Source organism: Streptomyces sp. NPDC001709 (genome assembly GCF_053596375.1).
Genome location: NZ_JBSFGB010000027.1, coordinates 61,263 through 87,147, shown reverse-complemented (window position 1 = coordinate 87,147; position 25,885 = coordinate 61,263). Strand labels below are relative to the sequence as shown.

Here is a 25,885-nt window from a genome sequence, read left to right as displayed (position 1 = left end):
AGCCTGTACGGCTCCGGGGGCCTCCGGCAGCGTACGAACGCTTACGCCTGCGGCAGCCGGTCCAGCTGGGCGGTGATGCGGGCGATGTCCTCCTCGGCCTTGGACAGACGCGTGCGGATCTTGTCCACCACGTGGTCCGGGGCCTTCGCGAGGAACGCCTCGTTGCCGAGCTTGGCGTTGGCCTGGGCCTTCTCCTTCTCCGCCGCCGCCAGGTCCTTGGCGAGGCGCTTGCGCTCGGCCGCCACGTCGATCGTGCCGGACAGGTCGAGCGCGACCTCGGCACCGGCGACCGGCAGGGTGGCCGTCGCCGTGAAGCTCTCGCCCTCCGGCTGGAGGCGCAGGAGCTGGCGGATGGCGGCCTCGTGCGGGGCCAGCGCCGTACCGTCCAGGGTCAGGCGGGCCGGGACCCGCTGGCCCGGCTGCAGGCCCTGGTCGGCGCGGAAGCGGCGGACCTCGGTGATGACCGACTGGAGGGTCTCGATCTCCCGCTCTGCCGCCGCGTCGCGGAAGCCGCTGTCCTTCGGCCAGTCGGCGATGACGACCGACTCACCGCCCGTCAGGGTCGTCCAGAGGGTCTCCGTGACGAACGGGACGACCGGGTGCAGCAGCTTGAGGGTGACGTCGAGGACCTCGCCCAGGACGCGCTTGGAGACCTCCGCGGGCTCGCCGCCCGCCTGGAAGACGGTCTTGGACAGCTCGACGTACCAGTCGAAGACCTCGTCCCACGCGAAGTGGAAGAGGGCGTCCGACAGCTTGGCGAACTGGAAGTCGTCGTAGAACGCGTCGACTTCGGCGACGACCGAGTTGAGGCGGGAGAGGATCCAGCGGTCCGTCGAGGACATGGCCGACGGCTCCGGCAGCGGGCCCTCCACCGTCGCGCCGTTCATCAGGGCGAAGCGGGTGGCGTTCCAGATCTTGTTGGCGAAGTTGCGGGAGCCCTGGACCCAGTCCTCGCCGATCGGGACGTCGACACCGGGGTTCGCGCCACGGGCCAGGGTGAACCTGAGCGCGTCGCTGCCGTACTTGTCCATCCAGTCCAGCGGGTTGACCGCGTTGCCGAAGGACTTCGACATCTTCTTGCCGAACTGGTCGCGGACCATGCCGTGCAGGGCGATGGTGTGGAACGGCGGGGTGTCGTCCATCGCGTACAGGCCGAACATCATCATCCGGGCGACCCAGAAGAAGAGGATGTCGTAGCCGGTGACCAGGACGGAGTTCGGGTAGAACTTCGCGAGCGACTCTGTCTGTTCGGGCCAGCCGAGGGTGGAGAACGGCCACAGGCCGGAGGAGAACCAGGTGTCGAGGACGTCGGTGTCCTGGTGCCAGCCCTCGCCGGTCGGCGCCTCGTCGTCGGGCCCGACGCACACGACTTCCCCGTTCGGGCCGTACCAGACCGGGATGCGGTGGCCCCACCACAGCTGGCGCGAGATGCACCAGTCGTGGAGGTTGTCGACCCAGTCGAAGTACCGCTTCTCCATCTCCTGCGGATGGATCTTGACGCGGCCGTCGCGGACGGCGTCGCCCGCCGCCTTCGCCAGCGGGCCGACCTTGACCCACCACTGCATCGACAGGCGCGGCTCGATGGTGGTCTTGCAGCGCGAGCAGTGGCCGACGGAGTGGACGTACGGCCGCTTCTCGGCGACGATCCGGCCCTCGGCGCGCAGCGCGGCGACGATGGCGGAACGGGCCTCCAGGCGGTCCAGGCCCTGGAAGGGGCCGTGCGCGGTGATGACGGCGTGCTCGTCCATGATCGTGATGGACGGCAGGTCGTGCCGCTGGCCGATCTCGAAGTCGTTCGGGTCGTGGGCCGGGGTGACCTTGACGGCGCCGGTGCCGAACTCGGGGTCGACGTGGGTGTCCGCGACGACCGGGATGGAACGGTCGGTCAGCGGGAGCCTGATGAGCTTGCCGACGAGGTGCTTGTAGCGCTCGTCGTCGGGGTGGACGGCGACGGCGGTGTCACCGAGCATCGTCTCGGCACGGGTGGTGGCGACGACGATGGTGTCGTCCCCCTCGCCGTACTTCATGGAGACGAGCTCGCCGTCGTCGTCCTGGTACTCGACCTCGATGTCCGAGATGGCCGTCAGACAGCGCGGGCACCAGTTGATGATGCGCTCGGCGCGGTAGATCAGCTCGTCGTCGTAGAGGCGCTTGAAGATGGTCTGAACGGCCTGGGACAGCCCCTGGTCCATGGTGAAGCGCTCACGCGACCAGGCGACACCGTCGCCCAGGCGCCGCATCTGTCCGCTGATCTGCCCGCCGGACTCGGCCTTCCACTGCCAGACGCGCTCGACGAAGGCCTCACGGCCGAGGTCGTGCCGGGACTTGCCCTCCTTGCCCAGCTCCCTCTCGACCACGTTCTGCGTGGCGATACCGGCGTGGTCCATGCCGGGCTGCCACAGCGTCTCGTAGCCCTGCATGCGCTTACGGCGGGTCAGGGCGTCGATGAGGGTGTGCTCGAAGGCGTGGCCCAGGTGCAGGCTGCCCGTGACGTTCGGCGGCGGGATCACGATCGTGTACGGCGGCTTGTCGCTCTTGGCGTCCGCCTCGAAGTAACCGCGCTCTACCCAGCGCTCGTACAGCGGGCCCTCTACATCGGCCGGCGCGTACTGGGTCGGCAGTTCGGAGTCGGGCGCGGGTGGCTGCTGCTGAGCGTTCTCGGTCACGGGGTCAGTTTAGAGGTGTCGCGGGCTCGTCCCGAAACGCGATTGTTCTGTAACGGTGCGGCCCCCGGTGCCGTGCGTTTCCTACGCCTGGTCCAGGATGTCAGGAACACATAAGCGTCCTAGGGGGAACCCAGAAATGAGCAACAACCAGCCGGGCCCGTACGGCCAGCCGCCCCAGCAGCCGGGTCCCTACGGCCAGCCGGGGCAGCCGGGTCCGTACGGCCAGCCGGGGCCCTACGGTCAGCCGGGCCAGCCGGGCCCGTACGGCCAGCAGCCGCAGGCTCCGCAGCCCGGCTACGGCTACCCCCAGCAGGCGCCTCCCGTCCCGCCGCAGCCGGGTTACGGCTACCCGCAGCAGGGCGGCGTGCCGCAGCAGCCGCAGCCGTACGGCCAGCAGCCGGGTCCCTACGGCCAGCAGCCCTACGGCATGCCGCAGCCTCCGGCCCCGGCCGGCGGCAAGAAGAAGACCGGCCTGATCATCGGCTCGGTGGCCGTGGTGGCGGCTGTGGCGGTGGGGGCGTACTTCGCGTTCGGCGGGGGCGGCGGCTCAAGCATCGCGGATGACGGGCCGCACAAGCTGACGACGCCGGAGTCGGTCATCAACGGCACGTACACGAAGCAGACGGACTCCGACTCCACGGACCCCAGCGACGCCAACAAATCGGACTACGAGAAGTGGGGCGTGAAGAACCCCACCGAGGTGAGCGCCAAGTACCAGAGCGGCAAGGGCCTCACCATGAAGGGCCTCGGTTTCAGTGGCGTCTACGGGACCGTCGACAACCCAGAGGCCGTCGTCGACGCCTTGTTCGCCAAGGCCAAGACGGAGTCCGAGAAGGACCAGAGCGGTTCCGACACCAAGGGCAAGCTGATCGGCAGCCCCGAGGCCGTCCACCCGGCGGGCTTCTCCAACGGCGTCATGAAGTGCCAGATGGCTCAGATCGACACCAGCGGCTCGTCGTCCTCGGAGGCGGGGGTGCCGAAGACCATGCAGTTGCCGATCTGCGTCTGGGGCGACCACAGCACGGTCGCTGTCGTCACGTCGTTCAGCGTCGCCTCCATCGCCTCCGGCCAGGGCGGCTCGATCAACGACGCCGCGGAACTCACGGCCAAGCTGCGCAACGACGTGCGCGTCAAAGCCTGACGGCGTCAGCCGGTACGACAGGGGTCCCGGACGGTTCGCCGTCGACAGGGGCCTGAAACGGACCTCGCACGGGCTTGAACGACGCGGACACGGCCGCCACTTCGCAAGAGGTGGCGGCCTTGCCGTTACGCCGACTTCTGCTCCCCCGACCCCCGCCCCCGCGCATCCCGGGGAATCAGCGTCGGGTTGACGTTGGACAGGACCACATCCGCCGTGATGACGACGCGGGCCACGTCCTTGCGGGACGGGACCTCGTACATCACGCCCTGGAGGACTTCCTCCATGATGGCGCGGAGGCCTCGGGCGCCGGTCTGGCGGAGGATGGCCTGGTCGGCGATGGCCTCCAGGGCCTCGCGCTCGAAGTCCAGCTCCACGCCGTCGAGTTCGAAGAGGCGCTGGTACTGCTTGACCAGGGCGTTGCGGGGTTCCACCAGGATCTTCAGCAACGCCTCGCGGTCGAGGTTGTGGACCGAGGTGATCACGGGCAGACGGCCGATGAACTCCGGGATCATGCCGAACTTGACCAGGTCCTCCGGCATGACGTCCTCGAAGACGTCCTTGGCCTCCAGCTCGCGCTTGGAGAGGATCGTGGCGCCGAAGCCGATGCCCTTCGCGCCCGCCCGGGCCTCGATGATCTTCTCCAGGCCGGCGAAGGCACCACCCACGATGAACAGGACGTTCGTCGTGTCGATCTGGATGAACTCCTGGTGGGGGTGCTTGCGGCCGCCCTGGGGCGGGACCGAGGCCGTGGTGCCTTCGAGGATCTTGAGGAGGGCCTGCTGGACGCCTTCGCCCGAGACGTCGCGGGTGATCGACGGGTTCTCGCTCTTGCGGGCCACCTTGTCGATCTCGTCGATGTAGATGATCCCGGTCTCGGCCTTCTTGACGTCGTAGTCCGCCGCCTGGATCAGTTTCAGGAGGATGTTCTCGACGTCCTCGCCCACATAGCCCGCCTCCGTCAGCGCGGTCGCGTCGGCGATCGCGAAGGGGACGTTCAGCATGCGCGCCAGGGTCTGCGCGAGGAGTGTCTTGCCGGAGCCCGTGGGGCCCAGCAGGAGGATGTTGGACTTCGCCAGCTCGATGGCGTCGTCACGGCCGTTCGAGCCGCCGTTCTCGCCCGCCTGGACCCGCTTGTAGTGGTTGTACACCGCGACGGAGAGGGCCTTCTTCGCCGCCTCCTGGCCGACTACATAGCCTTCGAGGAACTCGTAGATCTCGCGGGGCTTGGGCAGCTCCTCCCAGCGCACCTCGCTGGTCTCCGCGAGTTCTTCCTCGATGATCTCGTTGCAGAGATCGATGCACTCGTCGCAGATGTACACACCGGGCCCTGCGATGAGCTTCTTGACCTGCTTCTGGCTCTTGCCGCAGAACGAGCACTTGAGCAGATCGCCGCCGTCACCGATGCGTGCCACGGTGTGCTTCCCCTTCGCCTGGGAGACGCCCGGACGCTTTCGAGTCCAGCGGCTCCTGGTGCTGCCTTATGTCCGACGGTACCTTGCCGGGCCCGGTGTTCGGGCCCCCCTTGGCAGGGTTCACTTTGACGTGCACCGTGCCAAGGGGGGCTCAGAGTATGCCTGTCCGCGTCAGCGGACCGAGGCGTTGTTCAGCTTGCGGGTGGAGATGATCTGGTCGACGAGGCCGTACTCCAGCGCCTCCTCGGCCGTGAGGATCTTGTCGCGCTCGATGTCCTCGCGGACCTGCTCGATCGGCCGGTTGGAGTGCTTGGCCAGCATGTTCTCCAGCTGCTCACGCATCCGGGTGAACTCGTTGGCGATGATCTCCAGGTCGGAGAGCTGACCGCGGCCGGTGGAGCCCGCCGGCTGGTGGATCAGCACGCGGGAGTTCGGCAGCGCCATGCGCTTGCCGGGCGTACCGGCGGCGAGCAGGATGGCCGCGGCGGAGGCCGCCTGGCCCATGCAGACCGTCTGGATGTCGGGCTTCACGAACTGCATCGTGTCGTAGATCGCCGTGAGGGCGGTCATGTCGCCACCAGGGCTGTTGATGTAGATCGAGATGTCCCGGTCCGGGTCCATCGACTCCAGGCACAGCAGCTGCGCCATGACGTCGTTGGCGGAGGCGTCGTCGATCTGGACGCCCAGGAAGATCACGCGCTCCTCGAAGAGCTTCGCGTACGGGTCGTACTCGCGGATGCCCTGGGAGGTGCGCTCGACGAAGCGCGGGATGACGTAGCGGCTGTCGGGGCGAGGCCCCTCGTACATGCCGCTGACGGCGCCGGGGAAGTTGCTCATGGGGTGTTCACCGTCCTGGTGGCGTTCTGGGGGCTTCGGTCTCGGCGGTGCGTGGCGTGGCCGGGCCGGTCAGGCACCGGTGCCGCCGCCTCCCGGAACACCGGAGGCATGCGTGATGATCTCGTCAATGAGACCGTACTCCTTGGCCTCATCCGGGGTGAACCAGCGGTCGCGGTCGCCGTCGCGGATGATCGTCTCGACGGTCTGGCCGGAGTGCTGCGCGGTCAGCTCGGACATGCGCTTCTTGGTGCGCAGCAGGTACTCGGCCTGGATCTTGATGTCCGAGACCGTACCGCCGAGGCCCGCGGAGCCCTGGTGCATCATGATGTCCGCGTGCGGCAGCGCGAAGCGCTTGCCGGCGGTGCCGCCGGTGAGCAGGAACTGGCCCATCGAGGCCGCCATGCCCATGGCGATCGTGACCACGTCGTTCGGGATGTACTGCATGGTGTCGTAGATCGCCATGCCGGCCGTCACCGAACCGCCGGGGCTGTTGATGTAGAGGTAGATGTCCTTGTCCGGCTCGGCGGCAAGGAGCAGCAGCTGCGCGGTGATCTTGTTGGCGATGTCGTCGTCAACCTGCTGGCCGAGGAAGATGATCCGCTCGCCGAGCAGCCGGTTGTAGACCTGGTCGCCGAGGCCACCACCGATGGAAGGCTCGCCGGCGGCGGAGGGCATCAGATTCGTCACGTATCCACCTGCTCGTCTTACGACGGCGCCGGGCCGTCTCATTGTTCTGCCTTTCATGGACCCTAACGCGATGGTCCCTTCGGGGAATCCCGGGAATGCGGGTGTTCGCCGGGGGCGTAGCGGAGGGCTCCGCCGGTTCGACCGGTCAGGTCGGGACTCGCCCCCGGTACGACAGACGGGCCCCCGGGGATAGTCCCCAGGGGCCCGTTGTACGTCCTTCAGAGGCGCCGTAGGGTCAGCCCTCGGTCTTCTCCTCGGCCGGGGTCTCGTCCGCGCCCTCGGCGGCCTCGACCGTCTCGATGGCGGCCTCGGTCTCGTCCTCGTCGTCCAGGTTGACGATCTCGCCGTTGGTGTCCTTCACCGTGGCGGCCTCGACCACGACGGCCAGGGCCTTGCCGCGGGCGACCTCGCCGACCAGGAGCGGCACCTGGCCACCCTCGACGACGGCCTGGGCGAACTGGTCGGGGGACATGCCGGAGGAGGCCGCACGCCGCATGAGGTGCTCGGTGAGCTCCTCCTGGTTGACGTTCAGCTGCTCCTTCTTGACCAGCTCGTCGAGGACGAACTGGGTCTTGATGCCCTTGACCGCGGCGTCCCGGGTCTCGGCCTCGAACTCCTCGGCGGTCTTGCCCTGGATCTCCAGGTACTTGTCGAGGGTGAGGCCCATCTGGCCGAGCTGGTGGTGCTCCAGGTTGTGCTTGCGGGTGTTGACCTCGTCCTCGAGCAGCTTCTCGGGGACCGGGACCTCGACCAGCTCGAGCAGCTTCTCCAGGACGCGCTCCTGGGCCTGGGTGGCCTGGTCGAACTGCTTCATGTTGGCCAGGCGCTTGCGGCTGTCGGCCTTCAGCTCGTCCAGGGTGTCGAACTCGGAGGCGAGCTGCGCGAAGTCGTCGTCCAGCTCGGGGAGCTCGCGGGCGGCGACCTGGGTGACCTTGACGGTGACCTCGGACTCCTTGCCGGCCGCGGAGCCGCCCTTGAGCTCGGAGGTGAAGGTGGCCTCGCCACCGGCCTCCAGGCCCTTCACGGCGTCGTCGATGCCGTCCAGCAGCTCACCGGAGCCGATGGTGTAGGAGACGCCGTTGGCGATGCCGTCCTCGAGGACCTCTCCGTCGACCTTGGCCTCCAGGTCGATGGTGACGACGTCGCCGTCCTGGGCGGCGCGCTCGACCGGGGAGGTGGAGGCGAAGCGCTCACGGAGCTGCTCGACCGACTTGTCGACGTCCTCGTCGGTGACCTCGACGGCGTCGACCTCGACCTCGATGCCGGAGTAGTCCGGGATCTCCAGGGCCGGGCGGACGTCCACCTCGGCGGTGAAGTTCAGCGTCTCGCCGTCCTTCAGCTCGGTGATGTCGACGTCGGGCTGGCCCAGCGGGCTCAGCTCGGCCTCGTTGACCGCCTCGGTGTAGAACTTGGGCAGCGCGTCGTTGACGGCCTCCTCCAGCACCGCACCGCGGCCGAACCGCTGGTCGATGACACGGGCCGGGATCTTGCCCTTGCGGAAGCCCTTCACCGTGACCTGCTGGTTGATCTTCTTGTACGCCGCGTCGAGGCTGTCCTTGAGCTCCTCGAAGGGCACCTCGACAGTGAGCCGAACCCGGGTCGGGTTCAGGGTCTCCACGGCGCTCTTCACGGTTCGGTCTCCTTGTGGCTGACTTCTTGGGTTTCGCCGGAGCCAGACAGGTCCGGCGGATTCGCCGCCCGGAGGAGTACGTAGGCCGCGGGGGCCGGGTCACACGGGCGCGCAGCTTGCATAGTAACCGCAGCCGGTCAGCGCCCCAAAAGGCGATCATCACGACGTCGTGGACAAGTGGTCGGGGTGGCGGGATTTGAACCCACGGCCTTCCGCTCCCAAAGCGGACGCGCTACCAAGCTGCGCCACACCCCGTCTGGTGCGACACGTAGGGTACATGCCCCGGGCGTTTCCGTCGGCCGCATTCTTCCAGGCGGGCCGCGTGGTCGAACTCGTTGGCCTCGGCGGCGCGCGACCCGCTACGATGCCTTCAGTGCCGCGGTCGCCGACCTGCGGCGCACTGTTGCGGGCGTAGCTCAATGGTAGAGCCCTAGTCTTCCAAACTAGCTACGCGGGTTCGATTCCCGTCGCCCGCTCTGCATGCCGAAGGCCCAGGTGAGGGGATGTTTTCCCGCTCCCTGGGCCTTCGGTGCGCTCGAAGCCGCCGTGTTCAGAGGTCCTTGACGTTCACCGTGTAGACCGAGCGCAAGCCGTAGGGCACGTACAGGGCGTCGCCCACCAGGACGAGCGGCGGGTGGGTGCCATGGGCGGACAAGGTCGTACCGCCGTCGTCGCGGCCCGGCGAGGTGGCCACGACACTTCCGGTGCGGGCGTCCAGGGCCGCCAGGCGGCCGGTGCCCGAGGCGATGTAGACGCGGTCGGCGGTGGCCAGCGGCGGGCCGGGCTGTTCGACCGTGGAGTCGCTCTGCCAGCGCAGACGGCCGGTGAGCGGGTCGACGGCGCGGATGCTGCCGCTGGTGCGGGTGAAGTAGGCGGTGCCGTCGGCGAGGCCCAGGGTGGCGCCGCTCTCCGGCTGGGACAGGCGCACGGTGGTCACCACGTGCGTGGTGCCGGAGATCAGGGTCAGCGAGCGCACCGCGGGGGGATCGGGCGCGACAACGTCGGGGCCGAGGACGAGGTGGCCGCCGGTCAGGCCCAGCAGGGTCCGGTTGCCGTCGACCGTGACCGTCCAGCGGGGCCGTCCGGTGTCCGGGTCGAGTTCGGTGACGCTCGTACGTCCGGATTCGGCCTTGTCGGTGTAGGTCGTGCAGAGCAGGTACGGCCGTCCGCCGGCCCCCTGCAGCGCGCAGGTGTCCTTGCCGCTGACGGCCGCCGGCGGCAGCCGGTGCTGCCACAGGACCTCGCCGTGGCCGGCGCCCAGCAGGGCATAGGTGTCGCCCTTCTCGCCGTACACGGTGATGAGGCCCCGCTTGGTGACCAGGGCGTAGCCGCCGTCGGTGTAGGTGGTGACGGAGCGCTCGGTCAGGGACTGCCCGTCGTCGGTGACCGTGGTGTTGGCGTCCTCGGGCAGCGCCAGGTGGGCCGGGCGGGTGGGCTTCTTCCACAGCACCTCGCCGGTGGCCACCCGCAGCGCCTGGACGGTGTAGTGGGTCGTCGTCGGGTTGTCCTGCGCGTCCGGATCGCCGCCGGCGGCGTCGTAGACGTACGCGACGCCGCCCGCCCCGAAGCCGAAGACGGTGCCGCTGTCCCCCGGGCTCGAGGTCACCGGCCTGCCCCAGGCCTGGCGGCCGTCGGCGAGGGCGAAGCGGGCGGCCAGGACGCCGTCACCGGCGCAGACGAGGGAGCCGCCGGTGGCGGCGCAGCGGTTGAAGGAGCCGTTCGGGCCCCCGACGGAGACGACCTTGGCCTGGCGGTGCCAGGGCTGCCAGCCGGCGGGCAGGTCGGCGCCGGACACGTCGCCGCGGTCGGTGACGGCGGTGACGGCCAGCGCCGCCAGGACGGCTGTCAGGGCGACGGCGGCCGGCCACCACCGGCGCCGGTGGCGTCGTACCGGCTCGGTGGGCAGCCCGGCGCGATCGGGCCGCTCGATGGGCGGCCGGTCGGGGAGCCGGCCCTCGCGCAGCACGTACAGGAGCTCGTCGGGGGTCGGCCGGGTCTTGGGGTGCTTGTCCAGGCAGAGGCGGACGAAGGGGAGCAGTTCGTCGGGTACGCCGTCGAGGTCGGCGGTGCCCTCGACGACCCGGGTCGCCGTCTCCCAGTGGCTCGCGCTGTCGAAGGGGCCGCGCCGGGTGGCGGCGTACACGAGGACCGCGCCGAGGGAGAAGACGTCGGTGGCCGGGCCGACCTCGTGCGGGGAGGTGAACTGCTCGGGGGACATGAAGGGCGGGGTGCCCATCACCCGGCCGGTCTGGGTGAGGGCGTCGGCGGAGGTGGACTCGACGGCGCGGGAGACGCCGAAGTCGATGACGCGCGGGCCGTCCTCGGCGAGCATGACGTTGGCCGGTTTCAAGTCCCGGTGGACGACCCCCGCGCGGTGGATGTCACGCAGGGCCTCGGTGAGGCCGGCGGCGAGTTCGCGCAGCCGGTCCGGGGTCAGCGGGCCGTGGCGGCGGACATGGGTGCCGAGGTCCTCGCCGGGGATGTAGAGCGTGGCCATCCAGGGGCTCGGGGCGTCGGCGTCCGCGTCCACCACGGGGGCCGTGAAGGCGCCGCTGACCTGGCGCGCGGCGGCCACCTCGCGGCGGAACCGGATGCGGAACTCGTCGTCGTCGGCGTACTGGCCGTGGACGACCTTGACCGCGAGCCGACGGCCGGAGGCGGACCTGGCGAGGTACACCACGCCCATGCCGCCGATGCCGAGGCGGTCCTCGATGCGGTAGCCGCCTATCTCCGCCGGGTCCGTGTCGCGCAGCGCCATCCCCGTACGTACCCCCGTGGTGTGAAGTTGTTCAGCGTGTTCCGATCCGCGGGCCCCGCTCCGGGTCAGAACTTGATCGAGCTGATCGAGTCGGCTATCGAGTTCAGGAAGCGGTCGATGGACGGGGCCATGCCGGTCGAGGCGAGGAAGAAACCGAAGAGGACCGCGACGATCGCGGGCCCCGCCTTGATGTTCCCCCCTCTCAGCAGTACTACCAGGATGATCGCCAACAGCAGCACCACAGACAGTGAAATGGCCACAACTGATCACACCCTCGGTCGGTCCCTCTCCCGGCCCGGGGGTACGGCCCGCGCACCCCCGCCAGGTCCATCGTGCCACCAACCCGGCCGCCTCATGCGGCCCGTGACACAACGTCGGACACGGGACCGGCACGGGCGACCCGCCGCACAGGAATTCGACGGGCATCCACACGTAACTTCCCGGGGAATTACGCGACTTGGTTTCTCTCTACACACACCACGTGCACACCTAATTCGAATTGATGACGAATCGATGACACAGAGACGACGTATGCCCCATTTAGTCGGGATGAATAGGGACATCAGGGGTGAACTGACGACCCCTGCCGGGATATCGACGAGTGCCCGAAGCCGTTAACCAGGAATGATTGCGAGGGTTTTACGAAATCCCACGGACGCCGCTAGGGTGCCTCAGATGTTTGACGCCGCCTCGTCCCCCGGCCAGAACCGCAGGCCGCTCCCCCCGGCACAGTCGCCGGCGGACGGAGCGCCCGGTGCGCGTACCCCGATGAGTGCGCGGAAGGGACCGGCGAAGGCGGACAGACCCGGCGAACACCGCGATGACACTCGGCGCGAGGGCAAGCAGCGCGACGCGTTCTTCGACAACGCCAAGTACCTGGCGATCGTGCTCGTCGCGATCGGGCACTCGTGGGAGCCGCTGAAGAGCGACAGCCGCGTCCTCCAGGGCGTGTACGACGTCGTCTACACCTTCCACATGCCGGCGTTCGTCCTCATCTCGGGCTATTTCTCCCGCAGCTTCGACCTGAGCCCGCCCCGCCTCAAGCGGCTGCTCACCGGCGTCGCCGTGCCGTACATCGTCTTCGAGACGGCCTACTCGCTCTTCGAGCGCTACTTCAACCACAACCCCGGACAGGACATCAGCCTCGTCTACCCCATCTACCTGACGTGGTTCCTGTGCGCCCTGTTCGTCTGGCGGCTGACCACGCCGATCTGGAAGCTGGTGCGGTGGCCGGTGCCGCTCGCCCTCGTCGTCGCCATGCTGGCGACGACCTCCTCGCACATCGGCGACGTCCTGAACATGCAGCGCCTCCTGCAGTTCCTGCCGTACTTCGTGCTCGGGCTGTCCCTGAAGCCGGAGCACTTCCGGCTGGTGCGCCGCCGCTCGGTGCGGATCCTGTCCGTGCCGGTGTTCGCGACCGCGCTGCTCGTCGGCTGGTGGGCGGCGCCACGGATGAACACCGCGTGGTTCTACCGCCGTGACTCGGCGCCGGGGCTGGGCGCGCCCTGGTGGACCGGTCCGGTCATGACGCTGGCGATGTTCGGCTGCGCGGTGCTGCTGACCGCCTGCTTCTTCTCCTGGGTGCCGGGCCGCAAGACCTGGTTCACCGCACTTGGCGCGGGCACGCTCTACGGCTACCTGCTGCACGGCTTCCCGAGGAAGGCCGGCGAGTACCGCGGCTGGTTCGACCACGCCTGGCTGCACGCCCCGCTCGGCGAGATCTTCATGACCGTCCTCGCGGCCACCGTGGTCACCCTCCTGTGCACCAGGCCCGTGCAGCGCGTGTTCCGGTTCGCGATCGAGCCGAGGATGGAGTGGGCGTTCAAGCAGGACGCGGCCGAACTCGCCCGCGAGCGTCAGCGGACGGCACGCGAGAAGGTCAGCGCCTAGCTCACCCATGCCCCAGACCGAGAAGTGCGCGCATGCGGGCGTACTTCTCGGTCAGTCGTTTCCGGGTCGGCCCGTCCAGGACCGCCAGCCGCTCCGGGTCCGCGTTGTGCGCCAGGTCGGCCTCCTTCACCAGCCGCGCGCCGTCGGTGGCGAGGATCCGCCGCGCGTACGCCTCCGGCTCCTCCCCCGGCCGCTTGGTGAGGGCGTCCACGATGGCCTTCGTACGCGCCGTCAGCGCCGCCTGTTCGAGCCACTCGCGGGTCAGCGCGTCGTCCTCGACGGAGTCGTGCAGCCAGGCCGCCGCGATCTGCTCCGCGTCCCCGCCCCGGGCACGCACGCCCCCGGCGACGGCGGCGAGATGGTCGGCGTAGGGCCGTCCCGCCTTGTCGGTCTGTCCTTCGTGGGCGGCACGGGCGAGGGCCTCGACCTCGGCGAGCGTGAGCTGTGTCATGCGTCCAGTGTCCCAACGGCCGTACCGGGCGCCCGAGAGCGGGCCCCAGCGGGACAGCGGGTCAGCGGTCAGCGGGTCAGCGGGGCGGCCTGGCGGCAGATGAGGAGGAGGGCCCGGTCGTCGTTGACGTCCCTCGCGACCGCCTCGATGAGGTGCCACGCGGCGCCGTGGAAGCCGCCGGCGACGTAGCGGTCGGCCTCGCCGGTGAGGCGGTCGATGCCCTCGACGATGTCGCGGTCGGAGGTTTCCACCAGACCGTCTGTGAACAGCATCAACACGTCTCCGGGCCGCAGCGAGCCCTTCACGGGGTCGAACTGGGCGCCGTCGTACACACCGAGCAGCGGCCCCTCGGCCGCCTTCTCCTCCCAGCGCCCGCTGCCCGCGCTCAGCTGGAGCCCCGGCGGATGTCCCGCGGAGTACAGCTCGTAGTCGCCGGAGTCGAGGTCCAGGACGAGATGGATGGAGGTGGCGAAGCCCTCGTCCCAGTCCTGGCGCAGCAGGTAGCCGTTCGCGGCCGGCAGGAAGGCGTGCGGGGGAAGGGAGCCCAGGAGGCCCCCGAAGGCCCCCGACAGCAGCAGGGCGCGCGATCCCGCGTCCATGCCCTTGCCGGAGACGTCCGTGAGCACGACCTCCAGCGTGCGGCCGCCGTTCGTGCGGGAGGCGACGACGAAGTCACCGGAGAAGGACTGACCGCCGGCCGGCCGCAGCGCCATCTCGTGGTGCCAGCCGTGCGGCAGCTTCGGCAGCTTGCTCTGCACCCGGATCCGCTCGCGCAGGTCGAACAGCATGGTGCCGCCGCGCCGCCAGGGCACGCCGACCCGGCTGCGGAACTGGGCGGTGAGCAGCCCGAAGAACCCGCAGGCGGCGACGACCAGGACCACGCCCGGAGTGACCCGCGAAGGCCCTTCCGTGTACGGGCCGAGCCGCACCGACTCCACGATCAGCGCGGTGGCCCCCGCCGCGTACAGGCCGAGCAGGCTCGCCGGACGCAGCAGCAGGCCACCGGCGATGATCGGCAGCACCAGCGTGGCCGGGGAGCACCACACCGAGTCGACCAGGGTCATCGCCATGAGGACGGGGATGGTGAGCAGCAGCCCGACGAACGCGATCCAGTCGGAGCCGTCGCCGCGGAAGTAGTCCACGGCGCTTCTGCGCAGGCCGGTGCGGGCCCGGTGCCACTGCATCTTCCACCGGGCCGTGAACGTCTCGGCCTTCGCGCGCCGCTCTCGTCCTGCTGCCATCAGTTCGGGACCCTATCCATCGGACCGGCTGCTTGGCACGGGAGGTCCCACTTGTCCCCCGTGCGAGGCTCCACTTCGCGGTTCGTCCCCACAGTCAACGGCACGCGAGGCCATCGCGCCGCCGTCCGGGAGAAATTCGCTGGCTCGTCCCGCAATGCCCTGATAGGCATGGCCCATGGGGACTGACTGGGGAACCGGGTTGAGGGTGCTGCGCGAGTCCGACTGGGACCGGTGGTACGGCACCTTGTGCCGCGCCTTCAGCGCTTCGACGGTACAGCCCGAGGAACGCGAACTGGACAGGACTCTCACCGAGTTCGACCGTTCCCTGGCCGTCTGGGACGGGGACGAGATCGTCGGGGCTGCGGGCGCGTTCAGCTTCCGGATGTCCGTGCCGGGCGGGGCCGTGGTCCCGGCGGCCGGCGTGACCATGGTGGGGGTCGTCGCCACGCACCGGCGGCGCGGGGTGCTGACCTCGATGATGCGCCGGCAGCTGGACGACATACGGGCGCTCGGCGAGCCGCTGGCGGTGCTGACCGCCTCCGAGCCCGCGATCTACGGCCGCTTCGGATACGGCGCGGCCACCTTCCGTACGACCGCCGAGATCGACACGAGCCGGGTGACACTGTCCCTGCCGCCCGGGGTCGAGGACGTACGGCTGCGCTACGCGGCGCCCGCGGACGTCCTCGACGCGTGCGAGGCGGTCTACGCGGCCCTGGTGCCGCTACGGCCCGGAATGCTGGCCCGGCAGCCCGGGTGGGAGCGGGCCGGTCTCCTGGACCCGGAGAGCGACCGGGACGGGGCGTCGGCGCTGCAGTGCGCGGTCGCCGAACGGGACGGCGAGATCACCGGGTACGTCCGCTTCACCACCAAGATCGACTGGGGTGAGAGCGGGCACGACGGCACGGTGCACCTGAAGGACCTGGCCGCGCTCGATCCCGTCACCGAGGCCGCGCTGTGGCGGTTCCTGTTCGGCATCGACCTGATGACGACGCTGTCGGTGGAGTCGCGGCCGGTGGACGACGCCTGGCGGTACCTGGTCTCGGACACCCGCCGCTGCCGGCCGCGCCTGAGGGACGACGCGTACGTCCGTCTCGTCGACGTCGGTACGGCACTGTCGGCCCGTACGTATCAGGCGCCCGTGGACGTCGTGCTGGAGGTGGAGGACACCTTCTGCCCGTGGAACGCCGGGCGTTGGCGCCTGACGGGCGACACCAAGGGCGCGTCCTGCCAACGGACGTCCGACGCGGCCGATGTGACCCTGTCCGTACGGGAGTTGGGCGCGGCCTATCTCGGCGGGGTGACCCTGCTGTCACTCGCGGCGGCCGGGCGGGTACGGGAGCGGCGGCCGGGGGCGCTGACGGAGGCGTCGGTGGCGTTCGGCTCGGCGGTGGCACCTTGGCTGCCGCACGGCTTCTAGCGTTCGGTCACCGTTTCTGACAGGTGGGGCACCAGAAGAGGTTGCGGGCGGCGAGGCCGGCGGTGCGGATCTCGTCGCCGCAGATGTGGCAGGGCTGGGCGGCGCGGCGGTAGACGTACACCTCGCCGCCGTGGTCGTCGACGCGGGGCGGGCGGCTCATGGCCTCCGGGGTGTGCTCGGGCCGTACGGTGTCGATCCTGTTGTTCCGCACCCCTTCGCGCATCAGCGAGACGAGGTCGGCCCAGATGGTCCGCCACTCGGCCGGGGTGATGTCCTTGCCCGCGCGGTACGGGTCGATGCCGTGCCGGAAGAGGACCTCGGCGCGGTAGACGTTGCCGACGCCGGCGACGAGCTTCTGGTCCATGAGCAGCGCGGCGATCGTCGTACGGCTGCGCGAGATCCTGCGGTACGCCGCGCTCGGGTCGGCGTCCTCGCGGAGCGGGTCGGGGCCGAGGCGGTCGTGTATGGCCTGCTTCTCGGTGTCGGTGATCAGCGCGCAGGTGGTGGGGCCGCGGAGGTCCACGTACGCCGTGTCGTTCGCGAGACGGAGGCGGACCGTGTCGGTGGGCGGGGGTGCGGGGGCGTCACCGAAGCCGACCTTGCCGAAGAGGCCGAGGTGGATGTGGACCCAGTCGGTGTCCCGGAAGCGGAGGAAGAGGTGCTTGCCGTGCGCTTCGGTGGCCGTCAGCGCGGCTCTGTCCAGAAGGGCGGCGGCGTCGGAGAACTTGCCCTGGGGGCTGGTCACCCGCGGGGCCGTGCCGAGGAAGCGGGCGGCGTAGTCCTGGGCCAGCCGATGGATGGTGTGCCCTTCCGGCAAGGCTAAGGTGTCCTTTCCAACCAATGCGTCGCCCACCCGCCCACCCGACTCGTTTGGCCGAGGGGTGGACGAGCGGGCCGGGTGGCATTGCGGCCGACCGGCGAAGGGGCGGGCCTTCCGTCTTCTCTCCAGCCGAAGCAAGCCGGGGCCGGGGGCGGAGCCCCCGGGAGGTCGGCCTACTGCTGGGGGTGGTGTGCCGGGATCGGCGGCAGGTCGCCCGTCGTCTCGTACGCCGACAGCATGTCGATGCGGCGGATGTGACGCTCGTCACCGGAGAACGGCGTGTTGAGGAAGGTCTCGACGAACTTCGTCGCCTCCTCCGTGCTGTGCATGCGCGCACCCACGGCCACGACGTTGGCGTTGTTGTGCTGCCGGCCGAGCGACGCGGTCTCCTCGCTCCAGGCCAGCGCCGCCCGCACGCCCTTCACCTTGTTCGCGGCGATCTGCTCCCCGTTGCCGGAGCCGCCGATCACGATGCCGAGGGCGTCGGAGTCCGCGGCCGTACGCTCGGCGGCGCGCAGGCAGAAGGGCGGGTAGTCGTCCTGGGCGTCGTAGATGTGCGGCCCGCAGTCGACGGGCTCGTGCCCCGCCGCCTTGAGCCAGTCGACGAGGTGGTTCTTGAGTTCGTAGCCCGCATGGTCGGAGCCGAGATACACGCGCATGCCATGAGTGTGACACGCCCGATCCGGGGGAGCAGCCTCGGGTGGGAACGCCGGATCGCCGGATCGCCAAGCCAGGAAGAATGTGAGCGGGCCCATAGAACCTCAAGGGAACCTCAAGGTAACGATACGGATTCAGAGGTTCCCGAATTCGTTCGCCTCGGATTCACTGGACCGCCTCGTACACCGCTCATACGAGCCGCCCCTCCTGGTGCAAAGGAAATCCGTCCATGACCCCTGGTTCGGGCCTCCAAGCAGGACTCAAGAACCGCCATCTGTCGATGATCGCGATCGGTGGTGTCATCGGAGCCGGCCTCTTCGTCGGTTCCAAGACCGGTATCGCCACCGCGGGACCGGGCATTCTCCTGTCGTATGCCCTCGTCGGCACCCTCGTCGTCCTCGTGATGCGGATGCTCGGCGAGATGTCCGCCGCCAACCCCACCTCCGGCTCCTTCTCCGCGCACGCCGACCGTGCCCTCGGCCGCTGGGCCGGCTTCTCCATCGGCTGGCTCTACTGGTTCTTCTGGGTCGTCGTGCTGGCCGTCGAGGCCACCGCCGGCGCCGAGATCCTCCACGGCTGGGTCCCGAACGTGCCGCAGTGGGCCTGGGCGCTCATCGTGATGACCGTGCTGACCGCGACCAACCTGGTCTCCGTCGGCTCCTACGGCGAGTTCGAGTTCTGGTTCGCCGGTATCAAGGTCGTGGCGATCAGCGCGTTCATCGTCATCGGTCTGCTGGCCGTGTTCGGCGTCCTGCCGGGCGTGCACGCCGACAAGGCCTCCTTCGGCAACCTGACGAACCACGGCGGCTTCCTGCCGCACGGCCCCGGCGCGATTCTCACCGGTGTGCTGCTGGTCGTCTTCTCCTTCATGGGCAGCGAGATCGCGACCCTGGCGGCCGGCGAGTCGGAGGACCCGCAGGGCGCGGTGACCAAGTCCACCAACAGCATCATCTGGCGTATCGGCGTCTTCTACCTGGGCTCGATCCTGGTCGTCGTCTCGCTGCTGCCGTGGAACGACCCGTCCATCAAGAAGGACGGCTCCTACGTCGCCGCGCTGGACTCCCTCGGCATCCCCAACGCCGGTCAGATCATGAACGTCATCATCCTGACCTCGGTGCTGTCCTGTCTCAACTCCGGCCTCTACACGGCCTCCCGCATGGCGTTCTCGCTGGGCCAGCGCGGTGACGCCCCGAAGGCCTTCGCCCGCACCACCTCCCGCGGTGTGCCGATGGCGGCCATCCTGGCGTCGGTCGTCTTCGGCTTCGTGGCGGTCTTCTTCAACTACGCCTACCCGAAGACCGTCTTCCTCTTCCTGGTCAACTCCTCTGGAGCGGTCGCCCTGTTCGTGTGGCTGGTCATCTGCTTCTCGCAGCTGCGGATGCGGAAGATCATCCAGCGGGAGGCACCGGAGAAGCTCGTCGTGAAGATGTGGCTGTATCCGTACCTGACCTGGATCACGGCCGTCTTCATCGTCGGCGTCCTCGGCTACATGCTCACCGACACCAAGGGCGAGAGCAGCGGCCGTACGACCGTGCTGCTGTCCGTGGGGGTGGCGGCGGTCGTGGTGCTGGTCGCCGTGGTGAAGCAGAAGCTCCAGGCGAACCGCCCGGTCCCGGCCGCCGAGGCCCCGGCCGACAAGGTGTCCGTCGGCTGATCCGCCCTCCGGCTGACCATGGCCGCATGACCTGACGGAACCTGTCAGGTCATGCGGCCTTGCTGCATGCCGTGACACCTACGGGGACGACCACCTCGGCCTGACCCTCCTGCGCCCTGGTGACGCCGGTTACGGACGTCGAGCGCGCCGGTGAGCTGCGACCCCGAAACGCGAAAGAGGCTCGCCCGGACCAAGGAGACCCCTGACCCGGCGAACCTCTTCCGCAGGAACTACGGCGTCGGCGCATGACTCCTAGCGCTTGTTCGCGAACTTCCAGGCGGTGGGCAGCGCACCCATCGCCAGGGCGGCCTTGAGGGCGTCGCCGATCAGGAACGGGGTGAGGCCGAGCGCGACGGCCTTGGAGAGGGACATGTCGGCGGCGACGGCCAGGTAGGGCACGCCGATCGCGTAGATGATCGCCTCGCCGAGGATCATCGTGCCCGCCATCCGCAGCGGCGAGCGGTCGGCGCCGCGCCGGGCCAGGGCGCCCACGGCGGCCGAGGCGAGCAGCATGCCGAGGATGTAGCCGAAGGAGACGGCGCCCGAGCCGGACGTGCCGCCCGCGAACCACGGCACACCGGCGACACCGGCGAGCGCGTACAGGGCGAGGGAGAGGAAGCCGCGGCGGGTGCCGAGCGCGGTGCCGACGAGCAGCGCGGCGAAGGTCTGGCCGGTCACCGGCACCGGGGAGCCGGGCACCGGGACGGCCAGCTGCGCGGCGAGGCCGGTGAGCACGGCGCCGCCGACCACGAGGGCGGCGTCGCGCACGCGGGAGGCGGGAAGGAGGTCGGCGAGGACGGCGCCGGGGCGGGCGACGACGGTGGCGGTGCTCATGGGGACTCCGCGAGTGGTGTGGGCACGTGGGAACACCGTGACGCTATACCGGCCGCCGCGCGCCGATCACCGTCAGTGCTCGACAAAGGCGGGAACTGACCCTTGGTGGGCTCCAAACAAAGGATGCAGGTTACACCGGGGAGGGCGTGATACCGGTCACTGAGGTGAAGTGGCGCATGGTACGGGTGGACCTGACGCCGCGTCTGTAGGGTTCCACCAACGCCCCGGTGACCGTCTCGCCCGTCGGTCGCCGTCTGGGCAGCGCGGGGGCGCTTTGCTAGCTTCGAACGCATGGTTGCCCAGGCCCGGTACTTCACGTCGCGTCGCTATGTCGACCTGCGACGCCAGGGCACGGCCACCTGTCGCCGCCCGGCTTAGCGGCGCCCTGCGGTGTGCCGCTGCTCTCCGAGACGTGTCGGCCCCGTTCCCGAGGACGGTCCTCCATGCCCCGTACCGCGGTATCCCCCCTTGTCTCGCCCGTTCCACGTGCCGCCGACCGCGACCGGCTGCGCACCAGCGCCAGTGTCGTGCTGCGGTCCGTGCTGGAGCACGGGCCGGTGGCGCGCAGCACCATCGCCCGGCTGACCGGGCTGTCGCCCGCGTCGGTGACCGAGCACTGTGCCCGGCTCACCGGTCTCGGTCTGATCCGGGAGTCGGCGGCTCCCCGCCGCTCGAACGGGGTGGGCCGGCCTCATGTGCCCGTCGACCTGGACGACACCGGGTTCCTGGTCGGCGGGGTGCATGTGGCCGTGCCGTACACGACGGTCGCGCTGCTGGATCTGCGCGGACGGGTGGTGGCCCGGCGCGAGCTGAAGCACGAACGCACCGATCCCGGCTGGGTGCTGGCGCGGGCCGCCGGCGCGCTCTCCGAGCTGCTCGCCGGGGTGCCGGGCCGCCGGCCGCTGGGCGTCGGGGTGGCGGTCGGCGGCTGGGTGGACCGGGAGACGGGCACCGTGGTCGAGCACGAGCTGCTGGGCTGGCGCGAGGTGCCGGTGCGGGAGCTGCTCGGCGCCCGCACCGGCCTGCCGGTCCATGTGGACGGCCACGCACGGGCGTTGGTGAACGGGGAGCGGCTGTTCGGGCGGGCCCGGGGCAGCCGGAGCGTGCTGCATCTATTCGTGGGCAATGTGGTCGACGCGGCCTTCGCCACCAACGACGAGGTGCACCACGGGCCGCGTTCGGCGGCCGGGGCGATCGCGCATCTGCCGGTGCCGGGCGGCACCGAGCCCTGCCCGTGCGGCCGTAGCGGCTGCCTTCAAGTGGAGCTGAGCGAGCGGACGTTGTGTCGGCGGGCCCGTGCGGCCGGGGTGATCGGCTCGGCCAATCCGATGCATGTGGTGGCCGCCGCGGCGGCCGGGGACGCGGTGGCCCGGCGGCTGCTGGTCGAGCGGTCCCGGGCGACCGGGCGGGCGGCCGGGCTGCTGCTCGATGTGCTCAACCCGGAGACGGTCGTCGTCACCGAGGTCGGTGCCCTCCACTTCGAGGAGTGCCTGGGCGCGCTGCGGGAGGCGGCCGGAAATCGCCGTACGGCGGCGGTGCTGCCGACGAGTTTCCCGGATTCCGTGCTGGCGGTCGCGGGCGGTTCAGTGGCCCTTGACGTGGTGTTCCGGGATCCGTTGGGCGCGCCACCTGAGGCTATTTAATTCAGAAACTCCGAATGTTGACAGGAGTCGCTCATGGCCAGGAACATGCTGGTCATGAGCCACCTCACGAGCTGTCGCACCGTCTGTTGCTGACATATTGCCGCGCATGAAGCGTGTGTTTCCCGCTGCGCGGGTCTGCGTGAGTTCTCTTCCCCCGGCTTGTCTTTCCCGGATTTCTTCCCGCCTTTCCAGCCCTTTTCTCCCGGGAGTCCTCCCATGCACCGTCGTGTCTTTCTCACCTCCTTGCTGGGCGCGTCCACCGCCGCCGTGGGCCTCAGCGGCTGCGCGAAGGGCGATGCCGCCGCCGACACCCAGGGCGCCGCGACCAAGCCGCTCGCGGACAAGGTCCCGGCGGGCACCAGCCTGAAGATCGCCTCGTACCTGGGCCAGCAGCAGCTGCAGTTCCGGCTGGCGAAGCTGCCCAAGCTGCCGTTCACGGTGTCGAGCTGGGTGAACATCGGCGCCGGACCGGATGTCATCAACGCCTTCCGCGCGGGGTCCCTGGACCTCGCCAACAACGCGGGCATCCCGCCGATCCAGGCGCACTACCAGGGCTTCGACGCCAAGATCGTGGCGATCGACATCACCCGCAAGCCCAACTACCTCTTCGCCACCAAGCCCGGCAGCGACATCCACACCGTCGACGACTTCAAGGGCAAGCGGCTCGCCTTCTCGCAGGGGCAGGCCCAGGGCGTCGTCCTGCTACGGGCGCTGAAGAAGGCGGGCCTCGGGTACGACGAGGTGAAGCTGGTCCCGCTGACCAGCAACCAGTTCCTCACCGCCCTGCAGTCCGGGCAGGTCGACGTGGCCCCGCTCGCCAACAACCAGGCGCCCGCGTATCTGAAGCAGTACGAGGCGAAAGGCGCCCGCACCATCCCCACCGATGTCGTCGACCTGCTCAACCTGCTGTGGGCGCCGCAGTCCGTGCTGAACGACCCCGCGAAGGCCGCCGCCATCGCCGCCTACATCTCGCAGTGGGCCCGGGGCCAGGTGTGGCAGTACGAGCACCCGGACGTCTGGAACGAGGAGTTCTACGTCAAGACGCAGAACCTGACCCTGGAGCAGGCGCGGGGCATCGCCAAGCTCGCCAACAAGCCGCTGTTCCCGACCGGTTGGGACGAGGCGGTCAAGTGGGAGCAGGAGACGGCCGATCTGCTGGCCGAGGGCGGGTTCGTGAAGAAGTTCGACGTGTCCTCGCTCTTCGACCACCGCTTCGAGTCGATCGCCGCAAAGGCCGTACCCGAGGAGTACCGGAAATGACCGCCGTGACCACGACGACGACCGCCGTCGCGGCGGCGGAGGCCGGGGAGGTCCCCGAGGTCCGCAGGCGCAGGCGTCTGTCCCCCGGCCGCCGGCTGCCGGCCGCCCGGCTGCTCGGCCCCCTCGTCGTCCTCGCCGTGTGGGCCGCCGCCTCCGCCGCCGGAGCGCTCGACACGGGTGCCGTCCCGGCTCCCTGGACGGTCATCTGGACCGCCGGTCATCTGTGGACCGCCGGCACCCTGCCCACCGACATCCTGACCTCGCTGGAGCGGGCCGGATACGGCTTCGCGATCGGTCTGGCCGCAGGGGTGCTGCTCGCGCTCGCCGCCGGGCTCAGCCGGACCGGGGAGGCGCTGATCGACGGGACCGTGCAGTTCAACCGGGCGATCCCGACCCTCGGCCTGATCCCGCTGTTCATCCTCTGGTTGGGCATCGGCGAGACCTTCAAGGTCGCCATCATCGCGATCGTCGTCTACATCCCGATCTATCTGAACACGCATGCCGCGCTGTCCGGCATCGACGGCCGTTACGTCGAACTCGCGGAGGTGCAGGGCCTGTCCCGGCTCGCCTTCGTCCGCCAGGTGGTGATCCCCGGCGCGCTGCCCGGATTCTTCGTGGGACTCCGGCTCGGTGTGACGGGCTCCTGGCTGGCCCTGGTGGTGCTGGAGCAGATCAACGCCACCAGCGGCCTCGGCTACATGATGTTCCAGGCGCAGAACTACGGCCAGACCGACGTGATCCTGGTCGGCCTGCTGATCTACGGCGTCTTCGGCCTGGTCTCCGACAGCGTGGTCCGTCTCGTCGAACGGAGGGTGCTGTCGTGGCGCCGCACACTGAGCAACTGACCCGCCCCGCCGTCCGGCTCCGCGGCCTCACCCGCTCCTTCGACGGCCGTACGGTCCTCGACGGCATCGACCTCGACCTGCCCGCCGGCCAGTTCACGGCCCTGCTCGGGCACAGCGGCTCGGGCAAGAGCACCCTGCTGCGGGCGATCGCCGGGCTCGACCACGAGGTCACGGGCGGGGGCCGGCTCACCGCGCCCGAGCGGGTCTCGGTCGTCTTCCAGGACTCCCGGCTGCTGCCCTGGCGCCGGGTGCTGGACAACGTCCTGCTGGGCACCGACGGCAGGGACGCCGAGGAGCGGGGCCGGGCCGCCCTCGCGGAGGTCGGGCTGCAGGGCCGTGAGCGGGCCTGGCCGGGCGAGCTGTCCGGCGGCGAGGCCCAGCGGGCCGCGCTCGCCCGCTCCCTGGTCCGTGAGCCCGAACTCCTGCTGGCCGACGAGCCGTTCGGCGCGCTGGACGCGCTGACCCGCATCAGGATGCACAGCCTGCTGCGCGACCTGTGGCAGCGCCACCGCCCGTCCGTGCTGCTGGTCACCCACGACGTCGACGAGGCGATCGTGCTCGCCGACCGGGTCCTCGTCCTGGACCAGGGCCGCATCGGACTCGACCTGACCATCGACCGCCCCCACCCGCGCTCCTACCGCGAGCCGGTGCTGGGCGAGTACCGCGAGCGGCTGCTGGCCGCACTGGGCGTCACGGAGGACCGGTGACACGCAGAACACTCCATCTGAACGCGTTCCTCATGGACACCGGGCACCACGAGGCGTCGTGGCGGCTCCCAGAGAGCGACCCGTACGCGCACGTCGACCTGGAGCATTACGTGCGGCTCGCCCGGATCGCCGAGCGCGGCACCTTCGACTCCCTCTTCCTCGCCGACGGCCCCCAGCTGTGGGGCAACCTCGCCCAGCGCCCGGCCGGCGCCCTGGAACCGCTCACCCTGCTGACCGCGCTGGCGACGGCCACCGAGCACATCGGCCTGATCGCCACCGCCTCCACGTCCTACAACTCGCCCTACAACCTGGCCCGCAAGTTCGCCTCGCTGGACATCATCAGCGGCGGCCGGGCCGGCTGGAACATCGTCACCACGGCGGGAGCCGAGGCCGCCCGCAACTTCGGGCTCGGTGAAGAGCCCCCGCACGCCGAGCGGTACGCCCGCGCGGCCGAGTTCCTCGACGTGGCGCTGAAGCTGTGGGACAGCTGGGAGGACGACGCGATCGTCGCCGACAAGGCGGCCGGCGTCTGGGGCGACGACAGCAAGATCCATCCGCCCCGCCACCAGGGCACGTACTTCAGTGTGGCGGGCGCCCTCAACGTGCCCCGCACACCCCAGGGCTACCCGCTCCTGGTGCAGGCGGGGTCGAGCGAGGACGGCAAGGCCTTCGCCGCCCGGTACGCGGAGGCGGTGTTCACCGCACAGCAGACCATCGAGGACGCGCAGGCCTTCTACGCCGACCTCAAGTCCCGGACGGTACAAGCGGGAAGGGATCCCGGGCACATCAAGGTGCTCCCCGGCATCGTGCCCGTGCTCGGCTCGACCGAGGCGGAGGCGCGGGCGGCGGAACAGCTGCTGGAGGACCACATCGTGTACGACCACGGGGTCAGCCGGCTGGAGAACCTTCTGCAACTGCCCGCCGGAACACTGGAGTTGGATGCCGAACTCCCCTCCGACCTGCCACCCGAGTCCGCCGTCGAGGGCGCCAAGAGCCGCTACACACTCGTGGTCGAGCTGGCCCGGCGCGAGCGGCTCACCGTCCGGCAGCTGATCGGCCGGCTCGGCGGCGGGCGAGGCCACCTCACCTTCGCCGGGACGCCCGAGCAGGTCGCCGACCAGATCGAGACCTGGTTCACCCGGGGCGCCGCCGACGGCTTCAACATCATGCCCGCCGTGCTGCCCTCCGGGCTGGACGCCTTCGTCGAGCACGTCGTACCGCTCCTGCGCGCCCGCGGCCTGTTCCGCGAGGAGTACGGCCCCCGCCGGACCCTCCGGGAGCGCTACGGCCTGCCCCGCCCCGCCAACCAGCACATCGCAGCCCTCGTCTGACCGC

Annotated in this window: 21 protein-coding genes and 2 tRNA genes; 10 read left to right on the top strand and 13 right to left on the bottom strand. The window is 70.0% G+C overall.

Translation table 11 applies throughout. The features are described from left to right. Positions 1-41: 41 nt before the first annotated feature. The gene (locus ACWC0C_RS32720) at positions 42-2,666 is read right to left on the bottom strand and encodes a valine--tRNA ligase (RefSeq protein ID WP_450867712.1); all 2,625 of its coding nucleotides are present in this window, start codon (positions 2,664-2,666) and stop codon (positions 42-44) included. A 136-nt stretch (positions 2,667-2,802) separates the two neighbouring features. Between ACWC0C_RS32720 and ACWC0C_RS32715 the strand changes: the two genes are divergently transcribed. Then, positions 2,803-3,807 carry a hypothetical protein gene (locus ACWC0C_RS32715; RefSeq protein WP_450867711.1) on the top strand — a complete coding sequence of 335 codons (1,005 nt, stop codon included), beginning with the start codon at positions 2,803-2,805 and terminating at the stop codon, positions 3,805-3,807. 125 nt (positions 3,808-3,932) lie between these two features. On the opposite strand, the gene clpX is transcribed toward ACWC0C_RS32715, so the two are convergent. From clpX to ACWC0C_RS32690, 5 genes are all read right to left on the bottom strand, one after another. After that, entirely contained in the window at positions 3,933-5,219 is a 1,287-nt protein-coding gene (gene clpX / locus ACWC0C_RS32710; RefSeq protein WP_449195133.1) for an ATP-dependent Clp protease ATP-binding subunit ClpX, read from the bottom strand. 171 nt (positions 5,220-5,390) lie between these two features. Then, complete coding sequence (locus ACWC0C_RS32705) at positions 5,391-6,056, bottom strand: ATP-dependent Clp protease proteolytic subunit (protein WP_449195134.1); 666 nt, start codon at positions 6,054-6,056, stop codon at positions 5,391-5,393. A gap of 69 nt (positions 6,057-6,125) precedes the next feature. Next, complete coding sequence (locus ACWC0C_RS32700) at positions 6,126-6,731, bottom strand: ATP-dependent Clp protease proteolytic subunit (protein ID WP_449195333.1); 606 nt, start codon at positions 6,729-6,731, stop codon at positions 6,126-6,128. Positions 6,732-6,978: 247 nt separating this feature from the next. Next, complete coding sequence (tig, locus tag ACWC0C_RS32695) at positions 6,979-8,373, bottom strand: trigger factor (protein ID WP_450867710.1); 1,395 nt, start codon at positions 8,371-8,373, stop codon at positions 6,979-6,981. Between the two features lie 178 nt (positions 8,374-8,551). Further along, positions 8,552-8,628: transfer RNA gene (locus ACWC0C_RS32690), tRNA-Pro, on the bottom strand. Positions 8,629-8,778: 150 nt separating this feature from the next. Between ACWC0C_RS32690 and ACWC0C_RS32685 the strand changes: the two genes are divergently transcribed. After that, positions 8,779-8,849: transfer RNA gene (locus ACWC0C_RS32685), tRNA-Gly, on the top strand. 74 nt (positions 8,850-8,923) lie between these two features. Here ACWC0C_RS32685 and ACWC0C_RS32680 read toward each other — a convergent pair. Together ACWC0C_RS32680 and ACWC0C_RS32675 are read right to left on the bottom strand one after the other, a co-directional pair. Beyond that, positions 8,924-11,131, bottom strand: coding sequence for a protein kinase domain-containing protein (locus tag ACWC0C_RS32680; protein ID WP_450867708.1), 2,208 nt, complete (start codon positions 11,129-11,131; stop codon positions 8,924-8,926). 65 nt (positions 11,132-11,196) lie between these two features. Continuing rightward, the gene (locus ACWC0C_RS32675; protein WP_055703542.1) at positions 11,197-11,391 is read right to left on the bottom strand and encodes a hypothetical protein; all 195 of its coding nucleotides are present in this window, start codon (positions 11,389-11,391) and stop codon (positions 11,197-11,199) included. A gap of 508 nt (positions 11,392-11,899) precedes the next feature. Between ACWC0C_RS32675 and ACWC0C_RS32670 the strand changes: the two genes are divergently transcribed. Next, complete coding sequence (locus ACWC0C_RS32670; protein WP_449195137.1) at positions 11,900-13,021, top strand: acyltransferase family protein; 1,122 nt, start codon at positions 11,900-11,902, stop codon at positions 13,019-13,021. A gap of 1 nt (position 13,022) precedes the next feature. On the opposite strand, the gene ACWC0C_RS32665 is transcribed toward ACWC0C_RS32670, so the two are convergent. Beyond that, positions 13,023-13,472 carry an HD domain-containing protein gene (locus ACWC0C_RS32665; RefSeq protein WP_449195138.1) on the bottom strand — a complete coding sequence of 150 codons (450 nt, stop codon included), beginning with the start codon at positions 13,470-13,472 and terminating at the stop codon, positions 13,023-13,025. A gap of 68 nt (positions 13,473-13,540) precedes the next feature. Beyond that, positions 13,541-14,713 carry a PP2C family protein-serine/threonine phosphatase gene (locus ACWC0C_RS32660; protein ID WP_449195139.1) on the bottom strand — a complete coding sequence of 391 codons (1,173 nt, stop codon included), beginning with the start codon at positions 14,711-14,713 and terminating at the stop codon, positions 13,541-13,543. Between the two features lie 175 nt (positions 14,714-14,888). On the opposite strand from ACWC0C_RS32660, the gene ACWC0C_RS32655 reads away from it, so the two are divergent. Beyond that, the gene (locus tag ACWC0C_RS32655) at positions 14,889-16,130 is read left to right on the top strand and encodes a GNAT family N-acetyltransferase (protein ID WP_450867707.1); all 1,242 of its coding nucleotides are present in this window, start codon (positions 14,889-14,891) and stop codon (positions 16,128-16,130) included. A gap of 7 nt (positions 16,131-16,137) precedes the next feature. Here the strand turns inward: ACWC0C_RS32655 and ACWC0C_RS32650 are convergent, their stop codons facing one another. Continuing rightward, the gene (locus tag ACWC0C_RS32650) at positions 16,138-16,947 is read right to left on the bottom strand and encodes an Fpg/Nei family DNA glycosylase (protein WP_450867706.1); all 810 of its coding nucleotides are present in this window, start codon (positions 16,945-16,947) and stop codon (positions 16,138-16,140) included. A gap of 176 nt (positions 16,948-17,123) precedes the next feature. Next, the gene (locus ACWC0C_RS32645) at positions 17,124-17,609 is read right to left on the bottom strand and encodes a ribose-5-phosphate isomerase (protein WP_450867704.1); all 486 of its coding nucleotides are present in this window, start codon (positions 17,607-17,609) and stop codon (positions 17,124-17,126) included. Between the two features lie 227 nt (positions 17,610-17,836). Here ACWC0C_RS32645 and ACWC0C_RS32640 point away from each other — a divergent pair, with 227 nt between their 5' ends. Then, positions 17,837-19,261, top strand: coding sequence for an amino acid permease (locus tag ACWC0C_RS32640; RefSeq protein WP_450867702.1), 1,425 nt, complete (start codon positions 17,837-17,839; stop codon positions 19,259-19,261). Between the two features lie 252 nt (positions 19,262-19,513). Here ACWC0C_RS32640 and ACWC0C_RS32635 read toward each other — a convergent pair whose 3' ends face one another. Beyond that, positions 19,514-20,095, bottom strand: coding sequence for a biotin transporter BioY (locus tag ACWC0C_RS32635; RefSeq protein ID WP_449195144.1), 582 nt, complete (start codon positions 20,093-20,095; stop codon positions 19,514-19,516). A gap of 443 nt (positions 20,096-20,538) precedes the next feature. Between ACWC0C_RS32635 and ACWC0C_RS32630 the strand changes: the two genes are divergently transcribed. The 5 genes from ACWC0C_RS32630 to ACWC0C_RS32610 all read left to right on the top strand — a co-directional run bounded on the left by ACWC0C_RS32630 (position 20,539) and on the right by ACWC0C_RS32610 (position 25,881). Continuing rightward, on the top strand, positions 20,539-21,738 hold the full coding sequence (locus ACWC0C_RS32630; RefSeq protein WP_450867700.1) for an ROK family protein: 1,200 nt from the start codon (positions 20,539-20,541) through the stop codon (positions 21,736-21,738). 216 nt (positions 21,739-21,954) lie between these two features. After that, positions 21,955-22,998, top strand: coding sequence for an ABC transporter substrate-binding protein (locus ACWC0C_RS32625; protein WP_450867698.1), 1,044 nt, complete (start codon positions 21,955-21,957; stop codon positions 22,996-22,998). After that, a complete protein-coding gene (locus ACWC0C_RS32620) occupies positions 22,995-23,843 on the top strand; it encodes an ABC transporter permease (RefSeq protein WP_450867696.1) in 849 nt (282 codons plus the stop codon). The genes ACWC0C_RS32625 and ACWC0C_RS32620 overlap by 4 nt, the downstream gene beginning before the upstream one ends. Next, the gene (locus ACWC0C_RS32615; protein WP_449195148.1) at positions 23,819-24,550 is read left to right on the top strand and encodes an ABC transporter ATP-binding protein; all 732 of its coding nucleotides are present in this window, start codon (positions 23,819-23,821) and stop codon (positions 24,548-24,550) included. Before ACWC0C_RS32620 ends, ACWC0C_RS32615 begins: the two co-directional genes overlap by 25 nt. Beyond that, positions 24,547-25,881: an LLM class flavin-dependent oxidoreductase gene (locus ACWC0C_RS32610; RefSeq protein ID WP_450867694.1), complete on the top strand. Its 1,335-nt coding sequence runs from the start codon at positions 24,547-24,549 to the stop codon at positions 25,879-25,881. The genes ACWC0C_RS32615 and ACWC0C_RS32610 overlap by 4 nt, the downstream gene beginning before the upstream one ends. Positions 25,882-25,885 lie beyond the last annotated feature (4 nt).

Bases quoted from the DNA above. Each gene is read 5' to 3' on its own strand.
- ACWC0C_RS32715 (WP_450867711.1), top strand. From the start codon at position 2,803: ATGAGCAACAACCAGCCGGGCCCGTACGGCCAGCCGCCCCAGCAGCCG.
- ACWC0C_RS32705 (WP_449195134.1), bottom strand. From the start codon at position 6,056: ATGAGCAACTTCCCCGGCGCCGTCAGCGGCATGTACGAGGGGCCTCGC.
- ACWC0C_RS32700 (WP_449195333.1), bottom strand. From the start codon at position 6,731: ATGCCCTCCGCCGCCGGCGAGCCTTCCATCGGTGGTGGCCTCGGCGAC.
- ACWC0C_RS32680 (WP_450867708.1), bottom strand. From the start codon at position 11,131: ATGGCGCTGCGCGACACGGACCCGGCGGAGATAGGCGGCTACCGCATC.
- ACWC0C_RS32670 (WP_449195137.1), top strand. From the start codon at position 11,900: ATGAGTGCGCGGAAGGGACCGGCGAAGGCGGACAGACCCGGCGAACAC.
- ACWC0C_RS32665 (WP_449195138.1), bottom strand. From the start codon at position 13,472: ATGACACAGCTCACGCTCGCCGAGGTCGAGGCCCTCGCCCGTGCCGCC.
- ACWC0C_RS32660 (WP_449195139.1), bottom strand. From the start codon at position 14,713: ATGGCAGCAGGACGAGAGCGGCGCGCGAAGGCCGAGACGTTCACGGCC.
- ACWC0C_RS32655 (WP_450867707.1), top strand. From the start codon at position 14,889: ATGGGGACTGACTGGGGAACCGGGTTGAGGGTGCTGCGCGAGTCCGAC.
- ACWC0C_RS32645 (WP_450867704.1), bottom strand. From the start codon at position 17,609: ATGCGCGTGTATCTCGGCTCCGACCATGCGGGCTACGAACTCAAGAAC.
- ACWC0C_RS32640 (WP_450867702.1), top strand. From the start codon at position 17,837: ATGACCCCTGGTTCGGGCCTCCAAGCAGGACTCAAGAACCGCCATCTG.
- ACWC0C_RS32635 (WP_449195144.1), bottom strand. From the start codon at position 20,095: ATGAGCACCGCCACCGTCGTCGCCCGCCCCGGCGCCGTCCTCGCCGAC.
- ACWC0C_RS32630 (WP_450867700.1), top strand. From the start codon at position 20,539: ATGCCCCGTACCGCGGTATCCCCCCTTGTCTCGCCCGTTCCACGTGCC.
- ACWC0C_RS32625 (WP_450867698.1), top strand. From the start codon at position 21,955: ATGCACCGTCGTGTCTTTCTCACCTCCTTGCTGGGCGCGTCCACCGCC.
- ACWC0C_RS32620 (WP_450867696.1), top strand. From the start codon at position 22,995: ATGACCGCCGTGACCACGACGACGACCGCCGTCGCGGCGGCGGAGGCC.